Below are 15,066 nucleotides of genomic sequence, written 5' to 3'. Positions count from 1 at the left end.
GATGGGACAAAAAGTTAATCCAATAAGCAACCGTTTAGGAATTATCAGAGGATGGGATTCTAACTGGTATGGTGGAAATGATTACGGTGATTCTTTGCTGGAAGATAGCAAAATCCGTAAATATCTTAATGCAAGACTTGCAAAGGCAAGTGTATCAAGAATCGTAATTGAACGTACGCTGAAGCTCGTTACTATTACTGTTTGCACTGCTCGCCCGGGTATTATCATCGGTAAAGGTGGCCAAGAAGTTGATAAGTTAAAAGAAGAGTTGAAGAAGGTTACCGACAAAGATATTCAGATTAATATCTTTGAAGTGAAAAGACCGGAACTGGATGCTGTAATTGTTGCTAACAACATTGCTCGCCAGGTAGAAGGTAAAATTGCCTACCGCCGTGCCATTAAAATGGCTATCGCAAATACAATGCGTATGGGTGCTGAAGGTATCAAAATTCAGATTTCAGGACGTTTGAATGGAGCTGAAATGGCTCGTTCTGAAATGTATAAAGAAGGAAGAACTCCGTTGCACACTTTCAGAGCTGATATCGACTACTGTCATGCTGAAGCATTGACTAAAGTGGGTCTTTTAGGTATCAAAGTTTGGATTTGTAGAGGTGAAGTGTTTGGTAAGAAAGAATTAGCTCCGAACTTTACACAAAGCAAAGAAAGTGGTCGTGGAAACAATGGTGGAAACAACGGCGGAAAGAACTTCAAAAGAAAGAAAAATAATCGCTAAACGAATTTGAATTTTAGGAAACTATGTTACAACCGAAAAAGACAAAATTCAGAAGACAACAAAAAGGCCGTGCAAAAGGTAATGCCCAGAGAGGTAACCAGCTGGCTTTCGGTTCTTTTGGCATTAAGGCTTTGGAAACTAAATGGATTACAGGCCGTCAGATCGAAGCTGCTCGTATTGCAGTAACAAGATATATGCAACGTCAAGGACAGATCTGGATCCGTATATTCCCGGATAAACCAATTACTAGAAAACCAGCCGATGTGCGTATGGGTAAAGGTAAAGGTGCTCCCGAGGGATTTGTGGCTCCTGTAACTCCAGGTAGAATCATTATTGAAGCTGAAGGAGTATCTTACGAAATCGCGAAAGAAGCATTGCGCTTAGCTGCTCAAAAGCTTCCTATTACAACGAAGTTTGTCGTAAGACGTGATTATGATATTCAAAATCAAAATGCGTAAGGTTTATGAAAATTGCAGAAATTAAAGAAATGACTACTAATGATTTAGTAGAAAGAGTAGAGGCAGAAACAGCTAATTATAACCAGATGGTTATCAATCATTCTATTTCTCCTTTGGAAAATCCTGCTCAAATCAAACAATTACGCAGGACTATTGCGCGTATGAAAACAGAATTACGCCAAAGAGAACTTAACAATAAATGATCAGCTTGATGGAAGCAAGAAATTTAAGAAAAGAAAGAACAGGGGTTGTATTGAGCAACAAGATGGAAAAAACTATCACAGTTGCTGCCAAGTTTAAAGAAAAACACCCTATATATGGTAAGTTCGTTAGTAAAACGAAGAAGTACCATGCTCATGATGAAAAGAATGAATGCAATATCGGTGATACTGTACGCATCATGGAAACTCGTCCTTTGAGCAAGACTAAAAGATGGAGATTAGTAGAAATAATTGAAAGAGCTAAGTAATTATGATACAAGTAGAATCCAGACTTACAGTATGTGATAACAGTGGAGCTAAAGAAGCTTTGTGTATCCGTGTATTGGGTGGCACAGGTCGTCGTTACGCTTCAGTAGGAGATGTTATTGTAGTTTCCGTAAAGAGTGTTATCCCTTCGAGTGATGTTAAAAAAGGTGCAGTATCAAAGGCTTTGATTGTACGTACGAAGAAAGAAATCCGTCGTCCTGATGGTTCTTATATACGTTTTGATGATAATGCTTGCGTGTTGCTTAATAATGCAGGTGAAATTAGAGGAAGTCGTATTTTCGGTCCTGTAGCAAGAGAACTTCGTGCTACAAACATGAAGGTTGTGTCACTTGCGCCTGAGGTACTTTAATTTTGTAAAAGATTTGAGTAATGAGTAAATTACATATTAAAAAAGGCGATACAGTTTACGTAAATGCTGGCGAAGATAAGGGCAAAACTGGTCGTGTATTGAAGGTTCTTGTTAAAGAAGGTCGTGCAATTGTTGAGGGTATCAATATGGTATCTAAGAGCACTAAGCCGAATGCAAAGAATCCGCAGGGTGGTATTGTGAAGCAAGAAGCTTCTATCCACATTTCAAACTTGAACCCGGTTGATCCAAAAACTGGTAAAGCAACGCGTATTGGGAGAAGAAAGAGTTCTGAAGGAACTTTAGTGCGTTATTCTAAAAAATCAGGAGAGGAGATTTAGTAATGAGTAATACTGCTAGCCTAAAGAAAGAATATGCAGATCGTATTGCACCTGCATTGAAATCACAATTCCAGTATTCTTCAACGATGCAGGTACCCGTACTTAAGAAGATTGTTATCAATCAAGGTTTAGGTATGGCTGTTGCTGATAAGAAGATTATTGAAGTAGCAATCAATGAAATGACAGCTATCACAGGTCAGAAGGCCGTAGCTACCATTTCTCGTAAAGATATCGCAAACTTTAAGTTACGTAAAAAAATGCCGATTGGCGTTATGGTAACTTTGCGCCGTGAGAGAATGTATGAATTCTTGGAAAAACTAGTTCGTGTAGCTCTTCCTCGTATTCGTGACTTCAAAGGTATCGAAAGTAAGTTTGATGGTAAAGGTAACTATACCCTTGGTATTCAGGAACAAATCATTTTCCCTGAAATAAATATCGATAGTATTACAAGAATTCTCGGAATGAATATTACCTTTGTAACTTCTGCGGAGACAGATGAAGAAGGTTATGCCTTGTTGAAGGAATTCGGTTTACCTTTTAAAAACGCTAAAAAAGATTAATAGAATATGGCAAAGGAATCAATGAAGGCACGTGAAGTAAAGCGTGCTAAATTAGTAGCCAGATACGCCGAGAAAAGAGCTGCTTTGAAGCAAATCGTGAGAACAGGTGAACCTGCCGATGCTTTTGAAGCTGCACAGAAATTGCAAGAGTTGCCTAAGAATTCAAATCCGATTCGTATGCACAACCGTTGCAAACTGACTGGTCGTCCAAAAGGTTATATCCGTCAGTTCGGAATTTCAAGAATCCAGTTCCGTGAGATGGCATCTAACGGTCTGATCCCGGGCGTAAAGAAAGCAAGCTGGTAATTATTGTTTAAATATTGTCAGGGAAGTCCTGATTAATTTAATTTATTTTTATATGACTGATCCAATAGCAGATTATTTGACGAGGTTGCGGAACGCAATTGGTGCTAAGCACAGAGTTGTAGAAGTTCCCGCTTCGAACTTGAAAAAAGAAATCACTAAGATTCTTTTTGAAAAAGGCTACATTCTTAACTATAAGTTTGTAGAAGATGGTCCTCAAGGAACTATCAAGGTTGCCTTGAAGTATGATTCTGTTAACAAAGTTAACGCAATCAAAAAATTAGAAAGAGTATCTTCTCCGGGTATGCGTAAGTATACTGGTTACAAAGATATGCCGCGTGTTATTAATGGGCTGGGTATTGCTATAATATCTACTTCCAAAGGTGTAATGACTAACAAAGAAGCTGCTGAACTGAAAATCGGTGGTGAAGTCTTGTGTTACGTATATTAATTTAGGAGGAATAAGCAATGTCAAGAATAGGAAAATTACCCATTAGTATCCCTGCTGGAGTGACAGTCACTCTGAAGGATGATGTGGTTACCGTTAAGGGACCCAAAGGCGAACTTAGCCAATATGTGAATCCTGCTATCAATGTTGCCATTGAAGACGGACACGTGACTTTAACAGAAAACGAAAAAGAAATGATTGATAACCCGAAGCAAAAGCATGCTTTCCACGGTTTGTATCGTTCTTTAGTTCATAACATGGTTGTGGGCGTGTCTGAAGGATATAAAAAGGAACTGGAACTTGTCGGTGTAGGTTACCGTGCTTCTAACCAAGGTAACATCATTGAACTGGCTTTAGGTTATACACACAATATTTTCATTCAATTGCCTGCTGAGGTGAAAGTTGAAACTAAGTCTGAAAGAAATAAGAATCCTCTTATTATATTGGAATCGTGTGACAAACAATTGCTTGGTCAAGTTTGCTCTAAAATACGTTCTTTCCGTAAACCTGAACCATATAAGGGTAAAGGTATTAAGTTTGTTGGCGAAGTAATTCGTAGAAAGTCTGGTAAATCAGCCGGCGCTAAGTAAATCATATAAAATTAGATTATTATGACAACAAAAATAGAAAGACGAGTTAAGATCAAATATAGAGTACGCAATAAGATTTCAGGTACTGCTGAACGTCCGCGTATGAGTGTATTTAGAAGTAACAAGCAAATTTATGTCCAGATTATCGATGATCTTTCTGGTAAGACACTGGCTGCTGCTTCTTCTTTAGGTATGGCTGAGAAAGTCGCAAAGAAAGAACAAGCTGCTAAAGTTGGTGAAATGATTGCTAAAAAGGCTCAGGAAGCAGGTATAACTACTGTTGTTTTCGACCGTAATGGTTACTTGTATCATGGGAGAGTAAAAGAAGTAGCTGATGCTGCTCGTAACGGTGGACTTAAATTTTAATCATTATGGCAGGAGTTAATAATAGAGTTAAGGTTACTAACGATATAGAACTGAAGGATAGATTGGTTGCTATTAATCGTGTTACTAAAGTTACCAAAGGTGGTAGAACTTTTAGTTTCTCTGCAATCGTTGTTGTAGGTAACGAAGAAGGTATTATCGGTTGGGGACTTGGTAAAGCAGGTGAAGTAACAGCTGCTATCGCTAAAGGCGTAGAATCAGCTAAAAAGAACCTGGTGAAAGTACCTGTTTTGAAAGGTACTGTTCCTCATGAACAATCAGCTAAGTTTGGTGGTGCTGAAGTATTCATCAAACCTGCATCTCACGGAACCGGTGTAGTAGCTGGTGGTGCTATGCGTGCTGTATTGGAAAGTGTTGGTATTACTGACGTTTTGGCAAAATCTAAAGGTTCTTCAAATCCGCACAACCTTGTTAAAGCTACAATTGAAGCTTTGAGTGAGATGCGTGATGCAAGAATGATTGCTCAGAACAGAGGTATTAGTGTTGAAAAAGTATTTAGAGGATAAGGAGGAGATATGTCAACTATAAAGATTAAACAAGTTAAAAGTAGAATTGGTGCTCCAGCTGATCAGAAAAGAACTCTTGATGCACTGGGACTTCGCAAACTGAACCGTGTGGTTGAACACGAAAGCACTCCTTCAATTCTTGGAATGGTAGATAAAGTAAAACACTTGGTTGCCATTGTTAAGTAATTATTTGTTGAATAAAAAAACGAATTACAATATGAACTTAAGTAATTTAAAACCTGCAGAAGGATCTACTAAGACAAGAAAGAGAATAGGACGTGGTGCCGGTTCTGGCTTGGGTGGTACTTCTACAAGAGGTCATAAAGGAGCTAAATCAAGATCTGGATACTCTAAGAAAGTTGGCTTTGAAGGTGGTCAGATGCCTCTTCAACGTCGAGTACCTAAATTTGGTTTTAAGAATATCAATCGTGTAGAATATAAGGCTATCAACTTGGATACAATTCAGACGCTTGCAGATGCTAAGAATCTGACAAAAGTTGGTATTAGCGACTTTATTGAAGCAGGATTTATTTCTTCAAATCAATTGGTTAAAGTATTGGGTAACGGAGCTCTGACTAACAAGCTGGAAGTAGAAGCTAACGCATTCTCTAAGAGTGCTGCTGCTGCTATTGAAGCTGCTGGTGGAACTGTAGTAAAACTCTGATTCAATGAGAAAAGCTATTGAAACATTAAAGAATATATGGAAGATTGAGGATCTGAGACAGCGGATCCTCATCACCATATTGTTTGTGGCAATTTACCGTTTCGGATCATATGTCGTATTACCGGGTATTAATCCGGCAATGTTGGCAAAATTGCACGAACAAACAAGTGAAGGCCTTTTAGCCTTGTTAAATATGTTCTCTGGAGGAGCATTTTCTAATGCCTCTATTTTTGCATTAGGAATCATGCCTTATATCTCTGCATCTATCGTTATTCAGCTATTGGGAATCGCTGTGCCGTATTTCCAAAAGTTGCAGCGCGAAGGTGAGAGCGGCAGAAGAAAAATGAATCAATATACTCGTTATCTGACGATTGCTATATTGTTAGTTCAGGCCCCTTCTTATTTGCTCAATCTTAAAATGCAGGCTGGCCCTTCCTTAAATGCTTCATTAGATTGGACTCTGTTTATGGTTACCTCTACCATTATTTTGGCAGCAGGTAGTATGTTTATTTTGTGGCTTGGTGAAAGAATAACTGATAAAGGTATTGGTAACGGTATTTCATTTATCATCCTGATCGGTATTATCGCTCGTTTCCCTGATGCTTTGATACAAGAAGTTGTATCCAGAGTAGCAAATAAGAGTGGTGGTCTGATTATGTTTATAATTGAAGTCGTATTCTTATTGTTAGTGATTGGTGCTGCAATCTTGTTGGTACAAGGTACAAGAAAGATTCCTGTACAATATGCTAAAAGAATCGTAGGTAATAAACAATATGGTGGTGCAAGACAGTATATTCCTTTGAAGGTGAATGCTGCTGGTGTAATGCCTATAATCTTTGCTCAGGCAATCATGTTTATTCCAATTACATTTATCGGTTTTTCCAATAATGTAAATAACGCAGGCGGTTTCTTGCATGCGTTTACAGATCATACAAGTTTCTGGTATAATTTTGTTTTTGCGGTAATGATTATATTATTTACATATTTCTATACTGCAATTACAATCAATCCGACTCAGATGGCTGAGGATATGAAGAGAAATAATGGTTTCATCCCTGGTATCAAACCGGGAAAGAAAACAGCAGAGTATATTGATGATATCATGTCTCGTATTACTTTACCGGGTTCTTTTTTCTTGGCATTGGTTGCTATTATGCCTGCTTTTGCTGGTATATTTGGGGTTCAAGCTGGATTTGCTCAATTCTTCGGCGGTACATCTTTGTTAATTCTTGTAGGTGTTGTTCTTGATACACTGCAACAGGTTGAAAGTCATTTGTTGATGAGACATTATGATGGTCTGTTGAAATCAGGTCGTATTAAGGGACGCGCTGGTGTAGCGGCATATTAATTCTTTAGAATAGAAATGATATTTCTTAAGACAGAAGATGAAATAGAATTGCTCCGTCAGAGTAACCTGCTTGTCGGTAGAACTCTAGCTGAGGTTGCTAAAGTGGTGAAGCCTGGTGTAACTACACGTGAGTTGGATAAAGTTGCTGAAGAATTCATTAGAGATAATGGGGCAACTCCAACTTTTAAAGGATTCCCGAATCAATATGGAGACCCGTTTCCTGCATCCATCTGTACTTCTGTAAATGAGCAGGTAGTACATGGAATCCCGGGGGATATTGTTCTGAAAGACGGCGATATCGTATCTGTGGATTGCGGAACTTATATGAATGGTTTTTGTGGAGATTCTGCTTATACTTTTTGTGTAGGAGAGGTAGACGAAGAAATTCGTAACTTGTTGAAGGTAACTAAAGAAGCGTTATATATCGGTATTCAGAATGCAGTGCATGGAAAAAGAATCGGAGATATCGGATATGCTATTCAGCAATATTGTGAGTCTCATTCTTATGGTGTAGTGCGTGAGTTTGTCGGTCACGGCATCGGTAAGGAAATGCACGAAGATCCCCAGGTACCTAATTATGGTAAAAGAGGATATGGTCCTTTGATGAAAAGAGGTCTTTGCATTGCAATTGAGCCGATGATAACGTTGGGAGACAGACAAGTGATTATGGAAGGTGACGGATGGACTGTGAGGACCAGAGATCGTAAATGTGCTGCGCACTTTGAGCATACGGTAGCTGTTGGAGCTGGTGAGGCTGATATTTTGTCTTCATTCAAATTCATAGAAGAAGTTTTAGGAGATAAAGCAATATAATATGGCAAAGCAATCTGCAATAGAACAAGATGGAGTTATAGTTGAAGCATTGTCTAATGCAATGTTTCGTGTTGAATTAGAAAACGGACATGAGATTACTGCACATATTTCAGGTAAGATGCGTATGCATTACATCAAGATCTTGCCGGGAGATAAAGTGAGAGTCGAAATGTCTCCTTACGACTTATCGAAAGGAAGAATTGTGTTTAGATATAAATAAAATTAAGATATGAAAGTAAGAGCATCATTAAAGAAACGCACGCCAGAATGTAAGATCGTTAGACGTAATGGCCGTTTGTATGTTATTAACAAGAAAAATCCTAAGTATAAACAACGTCAAGGATAATTTGTTATTTTTGCAAAAAAAATAATTTAGTATATGGCTATAAGAATAGTTGGTGTAGATTTACCTCAGAATAAAAGAGGTGAAATTGCGTTGACCTATGTATATGGAATAGGTCGCAGTAGTTCAGCAAAAATTTTAGATAAAGCTGGTGTAGATAAAGATCTGAAGGTTAAAGACTGGACAGATGATCAAGCTGCTAAGATTCGTGAGATTATCGGTGCAGAGTATAAAGTAGAAGGTGATCTTCGTTCTGAAATCCAATTGAACATTAAGCGATTAATGGATATTGGTTGTTACCGTGGTGTACGTCATCGTATTGGTCTGCCGGTTAGAGGTCAGAGCACTAAGAACAATGCACGTACTCGTAAGGGTAGAAAGAAAACCGTTGCTAATAAGAAAAAAGCTACTAAATAATAATTGTTGATATGGCAAAAAAAACAGTTGCAGCTAAGAAGAGAAATGTGAAAGTAGACGCTAATGGACAGTTACACGTTCATTCATCTTTCAACAATATTATTGTTTCTCTTGCAAACAGTGAAGGGCAGATTATCTCTTGGTCATCTGCAGGAAAGATGGGATTTAGAGGTTCAAAAAAGAATACTCCTTATGCAGCTCAGATGGCTGCCCAAGATTGTGCAAAAATTGCATTTGATCTTGGCCTGAGAAAGGTAAAAGCATATGTGAAGGGTCCAGGTAACGGACGTGAGTCTGCTATTAGAACTATCCACGGAGCTGGTATTGAGGTTACAGAGATCATCGACGTAACTCCACTTCCACACAATGGTTGTCGTCCTCCGAAAAGACGTAGAGTTTAATTTACCTTTAACTTAAAATGATCTTGATTTTGTTTTTGGATTGCAATAATTTCTTCTCTGCAATCGCGGCTGCAACAAATTGAGTTCATGAATAAACAATTAAATATTTAAAAGAAATGGCTAGATATACTGGACCAAAATCAAGAATAGCCCGTAAATTCGGTGAAGGCATCTTTGGAGCTGATAAAGTTTTGTCAAAGAAGAACTATCCTCCCGGACAACACGGAAATTCAAGAAAAAGAAAAACTTCTGAATATGGTGTGCAACTTCGTGAAAAGCAGAAAGCGAAATACACTTATGGAGTTTTAGAAAAACAATTCCGCAATTTGTTTGAAAAAGCCGCTACCGCTAAAGGTATTACCGGTGAGGTGCTTCTTCAATTGCTGGAAGGCCGTCTTGACAACGTAGTATTCCGTTTGGGTATTGCTCCTACACGTGCTGCTGCTCGTCAGTTGGTTAGTCACAAGCATATTACTGTAGATGGTGAAGTGGTAAACATTCCTTCATTCGCAGTAAAACCAGGACAATTGATTGGTGTTCGTGAAAGATCTAAATCTTTGGAAGTAATTGCTAACTCTCTTGCAGGTTTCAATCACAGCAAATACGCTTGGTTGGAGTGGGATGAAACTTCTAAGGTCGGTAAAATGTTGCATATACCTGAAAGAGCAGACATTCCTGAGAACATTAAAGAACATTTGATCGTTGAATTGTATTCTAAATAATAATTAATTTCATGGCGATATTAGCATTTCAAAAACCTGATAAAGTATTAATGTTGGAGGCGGACTCCAGATTCGGTAAATTCGAATTTCGTCCGTTGGAACCGGGGTTTGGTATTACCGTAGGTAATGCATTACGCCGTATCCTGCTCTCTTCATTAGAGGGTTTTGCTATCACTACTATCAGAATAGATGGTGTGGAGCATGAATTTTCTAGTGTACCTGGAGTAAAAGAGGATGTTACCAACATTATCTTGAATCTGAAACAAGTGAGATTCAAGCAAGTAGTTGAAGAATTCGAGAGCGAAAAAGTGAGCATCACTGTCGAGAATTCAAGTGAATTTAAAGCAGGTGACATAGGTAAGTATTTGACTGGATTTGAAGTGTTAAATCCGGAATTAGTTATTTGTCATTTAGATTCTAAGGCAACTATGCAGATTGATATTACAATTAACAAGGGTCGTGGATATGTTCCTGCTGATGAAAATCGCGAATATTGCACGGATGTTAATGTAATTCCAATCGACTCTATTTATACACCGATACGTAATGTCAAGTATGCTGTAGAAAACTTCCGTGTAGAACAGAAGACTGACTACGAAAAGCTAGTGCTTGAGATTAGTACCGACGGTTCTATACACCCGAAGGAAGCGCTGAAAGAAGCTGCAAAAATTCTGATCTACCACTTCATGTTGTTCTCTGATGAGAAGATCACGCTTGAAAGTAACGATACTGATGGCAATGAAGAGTTTGACGAAGAAGTATTGCATATGCGTCAACTGTTGAAGACTAAGCTTGTTGATATGGACTTGTCAGTTCGTGCCCTCAACTGTTTGAAGGCTGCTGATGTAGAAACTCTCGGCGACTTGGTACAATTCAACAAAACTGACCTGTTGAAGTTCAGAAACTTCGGAAAGAAATCGCTTACCGAGCTTGATGATTTGCTGGAAAGTCTGAATCTATCGTTTGGAACCGACATTTCTAAATATAAATTAGATAAAGAATAAAAAATGAGACATAATAAAAAATTCAATCATTTAGGTCGTACTGCTTCTCACAGAAGCGCTATGTTATCTAACATGGCTTGCTCCTTGATCAAGCACAAAAGAATCACTACGACTGTGGCAAAGGCAAAAGCTTTGAAGAAGTTTGTTGAGCCTTTGATTACAAAGTCTAAAGAAGATACTACGAATTCTCGTCGTGTTGTATTTAGCAACCTGCAAGATAAGATTGCAGTAACAGAATTGTTCAAAGAAATCTCGGTTAAGATTGCTGACCGTCCGGGTGGTTATACTCGTATCATCAAGACTGGTAACCGTTTAGGTGATAATGCAGAAATGTGTTTCATTGAGTTGGTTGACTACAATGAAAACATGGCTAAAGAAAAAGTTGCTAAGAAAGCTACTCGTACTCGTCGTTCTAAGAAGAGTGCCGAAGCTGCTGCTCCTGCTGCAGTTGAAGCTCCTGCAACTGAAGAACCAAAAGCTGAATCAGCTGAATAATTTTACAGTTATTCTTATACATATAAAAAAGGCTACTCATACGGGTAGCCTTTTTTGTATCCTTATGTTTTAGTTATCCTAAGATACATTAAAAGATTTACCGAATGAACTTTTCATAAGAATTATCTGTTATATTTGCAGGAGAATATGGCAAAATTTGTAAAGGTAATATTGTTTCTGTTGCTGGCGGTTGCCCTTCATGGGGTCGCAGGCAATGTTTTCACTGAAAAGCAGGTGGAACAACCAGAGCATGCTGTTACATATTCTATGAAACCGCAGGGGCAGATTAATGCTCCAGAATCTCCTTATCTTCCTGTGGCTGAATTAACTAATTTGCAAAGCCATCAGATATCGGTGACACGCATCCAACGTGTGCAAATCGGTGAATACTTCTCTTCTCTGAGAAATGTGCTGCAATGTTGTGCAGACCGTGATAACTCGCTGTCACAGCATTGGGGAAGGATTTATAATACTACAACTTCCTATTATTGCCAGCCTGCAAGTGAATATTATGTATTTACTTTAAGGCATATTATTATTTAGACGTTTATTTATTGGTATTATTTTACGGATTGCTGGCGTTAATTATATAGTGCCGGTCAGTCTTTATTATCTTCATATTTTTACTAATAATTTAAACTTCAATATTATGGCAACTCAAGCTATTGATGCTACTATATTTGCATCTTCACATCCCGATATCGCTAAACGTACGAGTATCTCCGGTCTTTTAATTTCTTGTGTAATGTTACTGATTGGTATTTTATCTTTTGCTTCTACTTTTGAACTGGAAGATAAATCGTCTACTGTCAGTATGGCTCTGATGGTCTTTGGAACAGGATTGTTCCTTTTAGGTATATTCCGGCTTTTCTGGAAGTCAAAAGAAGTGGTCTATGTACCGACAGGAAGCATAGCGAAAGAGCGTAGTATTTTCTTTGATCTGAAGCATATGGACAAGTTGACTGACCTTGTTAATTCCGGTTCATTTTCTGCGGATTCAAAGATTAAGAGTGAGGCAAGTGGTAATATACGTATGGACGTGATACTATCTGCTGATAATAAATTTGCAGCTGTACAGCTATTCCAGTTTGTACCTTATACATATCAGCCGGTGACTGCTGTGCATTATTTTACCAATGATGCAGCTGCAGCTGTTGCTGCGTTTCTGACTAAAAGTCAATTGAATTAAAGTGCTTAATGCCAAATGGTATTCATGTTGATGGCGAATTGTCATTCATCAGAAGATCATTTCTAAGATAGTCAAGTGCAGGGATGCAGGGATAAATGGATAATGGATTGATAATTACTGAATATCGCACTTCTATGTCTTAATAGCTTAGATACAAGCAGGCTTTAAGGAATAATTTGACATGTGGGGATTAACCGTCGATGACGGCAATCCCCATTTTTTTCATTAAGAAGCACGCATTCATGTTCTGTGCGACTCCGCTTCTCATCTGGTATGAAAATGTCAGTTCGTTGTTGGTAATGTCCGCTTCGAAACAATAATTCCGGATATTTTGTGGAAAAGCATCTATTAGTGTGCCTAGCAGTAGGTCATGAGTAGCGATAATACCATTGGCATCCATGCTCATGAACTGTTTGATTAAGGCAAAAGAACCTTTCTGTTTATCCATAGAGTTAGTTCCTTTCAGAATTTCATCAAGGATGATAAATAATTCTTCTCCGGCTTTGAGTTTATCAATGATTAGTTTCAGTCGTTTGAGTTCGGCGAAGAAGTAAGATTCGTTGTCGGTGAGTGAATCACTTGTCCGGAGGCTGGTGACAAGACGAGCGGGAAATATTTCCATTTTCGCAGCCCATACAGGAGCACCAATGCAAGCCAAGAGGTAGTTGACACCTACGGTGCGCAGGTAAGTACTTTTGCCTGCCATGTTGGCGCCGGTAATAATGATAAAGAACGGGCGTTTCTCCATATCGATTCCATTGCGGACACATTTATTGCGGTCCATGAGCGGATGCCCTAAGGCTTCGGCTTGCAGATGGAAAGACTGAGAAGTTATTTGAGGATAGATGTAATCCGGATGGTTGTATGAGAATGTTGCAAGAGAACAATAAGCATCAATTGCTCCGATAGCTTCGATCCAGCGGGGAAGATCTGCGGAGTGTGCTTCTTTCCATTTCTCGATTTGCATGACTTGGCGGAGTTCCCAAAATAGGAGGCCGTTCAAGATGGTGCTCATTAGCAGATTACCTCGCTGGTCGAGTGCATTCATGAGTTTAGCAAGGCGATGTACGGACTGGGAAGCTGTTTGATTTTGGCTTGTAAGTTCGGCTTTCAGTTGTTGCAATGCAGGGCTGTGCATCTCTTTTTTCTCGGTGATGAGAATCTGGTCGGCGTAAGTAGACAGAATTTGTAGTTTTTCGCCATACGTCGCTTGTATTTTGGTTATTCCTTTTGAGAAGATAAAACTGAATACGACAAAGCATGCAAATACTATCCCGCTGATGCTTGCAGGGAGAAATCCCAGTATCGTTGCGCCGATACACAGGAGGTTTATAATACCTACTGCTGTCGGGAGGATACGGAGGAAAGCGTGTTTCCGATAGTCGCTCGGACTGTTTACCCATTCTTTAATTGCAGAGGTGTCGGATGGCTTGCCTTTATAAAGTAATCCGAGCAGGCGGAATTGTTGTCGAAACTCAAGTTCTGAAGATAGTTCCCGAATCGCTTCCTGACGTTGTTCGATAGCTTCTTTTTCTTCCAGATGTGCATTGAACCAGTTGGCAAGACGCTGTTTGCCGATGGGGGTCGAAGTACGATTGATATACTGGAATAGTGAGTGCTCGCCAAATATGTCCAAGTCGAAAGTATAGAGGTGAGACGGATCGATGTATTCCTTTCCGTTGTCGAAGTCGGAAAAGTCATATTGCAGTGCTCGTAGTTCCTGCTGATTGATTTCTATTTTCTTTTTGAGATAATCTTTCCAGTAAAACCATCGGTTGTGGCTTTGCACCAGCCAAATGAAAGCGATGATGGGAAGTACGGTAAGTACGATGAGTTTTAACCATCCGTCGGACCAAAAAATAATGGCGGAGGCTACTGCTTCTACGAATAAGATCAGTCTCAGAAGGCTGATATAGCGAATGCGTTTCCGCGCTTTTTGTAGTTGTTTTTCTGTTTCCTGAATGATTTGTTGATAGGTTGCTATAATATTTTCTTGTTTTTCCATACGATTATATTGCTTTTCGGACAAAGGTAATATAATTCGTAAAAGGCTGAATGGGAGCGTGTTTTTGTAAAGAGCAGATTTACTCTTTATTAACGGTCATTCAGTAATCAGCGATGAAGTAAGTTGTGATGGTTTAGAGCAAAGTTACATAGGAAATAAACACACTTTGTTATTGTCACTTGTCACCTTTGCGTGATAAGTGTCTTATAATTAGTCAAGTAATGGTGATAATAACCGGTGATAATAAGGTGATAATAGATGTTTTTCTGCTTTCTATTATCACCTGTTTTTAATAGATAATACGGTTAATTTACTGATTATCAGTGGTAAGCGCACTGTTTTAAAGCCTTTGGCTATTTATGTTAAGAACTCCCTTTTAGGCATGAATGTACGTTGTTTATGCCATATATTACTTCCTGTATGCCGCCTATATTAAGACAAGACTCGGCAACCTGTCTTACCCTGGATTTGGTTGACTACTATAAGTATCAACTAAAATGAATAAAAG

26 protein-coding genes are annotated in these 15,066 nt (G+C 38.8%); 25 read left to right on the top strand and 1 reads right to left on the bottom strand.

Annotated features, from left to right (window positions below; all coding sequences use genetic code 11):
- Position 1 precedes the first annotated feature (1 nt).
- From rpsC to KTR07_RS23835, 25 genes are all read left to right on the top strand, one after another.
- Positions 2 to 733: a 30S ribosomal protein S3 gene (rpsC, locus tag KTR07_RS23955; protein WP_008762038.1), complete on the top strand. Its 732-nt coding sequence runs from the start codon at positions 2 to 4 to the stop codon at positions 731 to 733.
- A gap of 23 nt (positions 734 to 756) precedes the next feature.
- Positions 757 to 1,191 (top strand): 50S ribosomal protein L16, encoded by a 435-nt coding sequence (gene rplP, locus KTR07_RS23950; protein WP_002558067.1) that lies wholly within the window; start codon positions 757 to 759, stop codon positions 1,189 to 1,191.
- A 5-nt stretch (positions 1,192 to 1,196) separates the two neighbouring features.
- Positions 1,197 to 1,394 (top strand): 50S ribosomal protein L29, encoded by a 198-nt coding sequence (gene rpmC, locus KTR07_RS23945; protein WP_008762039.1) that lies wholly within the window; start codon positions 1,197 to 1,199, stop codon positions 1,392 to 1,394.
- Positions 1,391 to 1,660, top strand: coding sequence for a 30S ribosomal protein S17 (gene rpsQ, locus KTR07_RS23940; RefSeq protein ID WP_008762040.1), 270 nt, complete (start codon positions 1,391 to 1,393; stop codon positions 1,658 to 1,660). The genes rpmC and rpsQ overlap by 4 nt, the downstream gene beginning before the upstream one ends.
- 2 nt (positions 1,661 to 1,662) lie before the next feature.
- A complete protein-coding gene (gene rplN, locus KTR07_RS23935) occupies positions 1,663 to 2,028 on the top strand; it encodes a 50S ribosomal protein L14 (RefSeq protein WP_004296340.1) in 366 nt (121 codons plus the stop codon).
- Positions 2,029 to 2,048: 20 nt separating this feature from the next.
- The gene (gene rplX, locus KTR07_RS23930) at positions 2,049 to 2,366 is read left to right on the top strand and encodes a 50S ribosomal protein L24 (protein WP_008762041.1); all 318 of its coding nucleotides are present in this window, start codon (positions 2,049 to 2,051) and stop codon (positions 2,364 to 2,366) included.
- 2 nt (positions 2,367 to 2,368) lie between these two features.
- The gene (rplE, locus tag KTR07_RS23925) at positions 2,369 to 2,926 is read left to right on the top strand and encodes a 50S ribosomal protein L5 (RefSeq protein WP_005675434.1); all 558 of its coding nucleotides are present in this window, start codon (positions 2,369 to 2,371) and stop codon (positions 2,924 to 2,926) included.
- 6 nt (positions 2,927 to 2,932) lie between these two features.
- Positions 2,933 to 3,232 carry a 30S ribosomal protein S14 gene (gene rpsN, locus KTR07_RS23920; protein WP_008762042.1) on the top strand — a complete coding sequence of 100 codons (300 nt, stop codon included), beginning with the start codon at positions 2,933 to 2,935 and terminating at the stop codon, positions 3,230 to 3,232.
- Positions 3,233 to 3,284: 52 nt separating this feature from the next.
- A complete protein-coding gene (gene rpsH / locus KTR07_RS23915; protein WP_008762043.1) occupies positions 3,285 to 3,680 on the top strand; it encodes a 30S ribosomal protein S8 in 396 nt (131 codons plus the stop codon).
- Between the two features lie 17 nt (positions 3,681 to 3,697).
- Positions 3,698 to 4,267: a 50S ribosomal protein L6 gene (gene rplF / locus KTR07_RS23910; RefSeq protein WP_008765429.1), complete on the top strand. Its 570-nt coding sequence runs from the start codon at positions 3,698 to 3,700 to the stop codon at positions 4,265 to 4,267.
- A 21-nt stretch (positions 4,268 to 4,288) separates the two neighbouring features.
- Positions 4,289 to 4,633, top strand: a complete 345-nt coding sequence (gene rplR, locus KTR07_RS23905) for a 50S ribosomal protein L18 (protein WP_008765430.1) — start codon at positions 4,289 to 4,291, stop codon at positions 4,631 to 4,633.
- Between the two features lie 5 nt (positions 4,634 to 4,638).
- Positions 4,639 to 5,157, top strand: coding sequence for a 30S ribosomal protein S5 (rpsE, locus tag KTR07_RS23900; protein WP_008762045.1), 519 nt, complete (start codon positions 4,639 to 4,641; stop codon positions 5,155 to 5,157).
- 9 nt (positions 5,158 to 5,166) lie between these two features.
- On the top strand, positions 5,167 to 5,343 hold the full coding sequence (rpmD, locus tag KTR07_RS23895; protein ID WP_004296332.1) for a 50S ribosomal protein L30: 177 nt from the start codon (positions 5,167 to 5,169) through the stop codon (positions 5,341 to 5,343).
- Positions 5,344 to 5,374: 31 nt separating this feature from the next.
- On the top strand, positions 5,375 to 5,821 hold the full coding sequence (gene rplO, locus KTR07_RS23890; RefSeq protein ID WP_008762046.1) for a 50S ribosomal protein L15: 447 nt from the start codon (positions 5,375 to 5,377) through the stop codon (positions 5,819 to 5,821).
- Positions 5,822 to 5,825: 4 nt separating this feature from the next.
- Positions 5,826 to 7,169, top strand: coding sequence for a preprotein translocase subunit SecY (gene secY / locus KTR07_RS23885; RefSeq protein ID WP_008762047.1), 1,344 nt, complete (start codon positions 5,826 to 5,828; stop codon positions 7,167 to 7,169).
- 15 nt (positions 7,170 to 7,184) lie between these two features.
- The gene (gene map, locus KTR07_RS23880) at positions 7,185 to 7,982 is read left to right on the top strand and encodes a type I methionyl aminopeptidase (RefSeq protein ID WP_008762048.1); all 798 of its coding nucleotides are present in this window, start codon (positions 7,185 to 7,187) and stop codon (positions 7,980 to 7,982) included.
- A 1-nt stretch (position 7,983) separates the two neighbouring features.
- The gene (gene infA / locus KTR07_RS23875; RefSeq protein ID WP_002558052.1) at positions 7,984 to 8,202 is read left to right on the top strand and encodes a translation initiation factor IF-1; all 219 of its coding nucleotides are present in this window, start codon (positions 7,984 to 7,986) and stop codon (positions 8,200 to 8,202) included.
- Positions 8,203 to 8,211: 9 nt separating this feature from the next.
- On the top strand, positions 8,212 to 8,328 hold the full coding sequence (ykgO, locus tag KTR07_RS23870) for a type B 50S ribosomal protein L36 (RefSeq protein WP_002558051.1): 117 nt from the start codon (positions 8,212 to 8,214) through the stop codon (positions 8,326 to 8,328).
- 33 nt (positions 8,329 to 8,361) lie between these two features.
- Entirely contained in the window at positions 8,362 to 8,742 is a 381-nt protein-coding gene (gene rpsM / locus KTR07_RS23865; protein ID WP_004296328.1) for a 30S ribosomal protein S13, read from the top strand.
- An 11-nt stretch (positions 8,743 to 8,753) separates the two neighbouring features.
- Positions 8,754 to 9,143: a 30S ribosomal protein S11 gene (gene rpsK, locus KTR07_RS23860; protein ID WP_004296327.1), complete on the top strand. Its 390-nt coding sequence runs from the start codon at positions 8,754 to 8,756 to the stop codon at positions 9,141 to 9,143.
- Positions 9,144 to 9,259: 116 nt separating this feature from the next.
- Positions 9,260 to 9,865: a 30S ribosomal protein S4 gene (rpsD, locus tag KTR07_RS23855; RefSeq protein ID WP_008762050.1), complete on the top strand. Its 606-nt coding sequence runs from the start codon at positions 9,260 to 9,262 to the stop codon at positions 9,863 to 9,865.
- An 11-nt stretch (positions 9,866 to 9,876) separates the two neighbouring features.
- Complete coding sequence (locus tag KTR07_RS23850; RefSeq protein WP_008762051.1) at positions 9,877 to 10,869, top strand: DNA-directed RNA polymerase subunit alpha; 993 nt, start codon at positions 9,877 to 9,879, stop codon at positions 10,867 to 10,869.
- A gap of 3 nt (positions 10,870 to 10,872) precedes the next feature.
- Complete coding sequence (gene rplQ, locus KTR07_RS23845; protein WP_008762052.1) at positions 10,873 to 11,364, top strand: 50S ribosomal protein L17; 492 nt, start codon at positions 10,873 to 10,875, stop codon at positions 11,362 to 11,364.
- A gap of 147 nt (positions 11,365 to 11,511) precedes the next feature.
- Positions 11,512 to 11,907, top strand: a complete 396-nt coding sequence (locus tag KTR07_RS23840) for a hypothetical protein (RefSeq protein WP_008765431.1) — start codon at positions 11,512 to 11,514, stop codon at positions 11,905 to 11,907.
- Between the two features lie 106 nt (positions 11,908 to 12,013).
- Positions 12,014 to 12,553, top strand: coding sequence for a hypothetical protein (locus KTR07_RS23835; RefSeq protein WP_008765432.1), 540 nt, complete (start codon positions 12,014 to 12,016; stop codon positions 12,551 to 12,553).
- A gap of 190 nt (positions 12,554 to 12,743) precedes the next feature.
- On the opposite strand, the gene KTR07_RS23830 is transcribed toward KTR07_RS23835, so the two are convergent.
- Complete coding sequence (locus KTR07_RS23830) at positions 12,744 to 14,558, bottom strand: MutS family DNA mismatch repair protein (protein ID WP_048692517.1); 1,815 nt, start codon at positions 14,556 to 14,558, stop codon at positions 12,744 to 12,746.
- Positions 14,559 to 15,066 lie beyond the last annotated feature (508 nt).

The organism is Bacteroides sp. MSK.20.82 (genome assembly GCF_019052485.1).
Taxonomy (GTDB): domain Bacteria; phylum Bacteroidota; class Bacteroidia; order Bacteroidales; family Bacteroidaceae; genus Bacteroides; species Bacteroides thetaiotaomicron.
The sequence above is the reverse complement of the archived record's forward strand: the minus strand, read 5'-3'. Positions and strand labels throughout refer to the sequence as shown.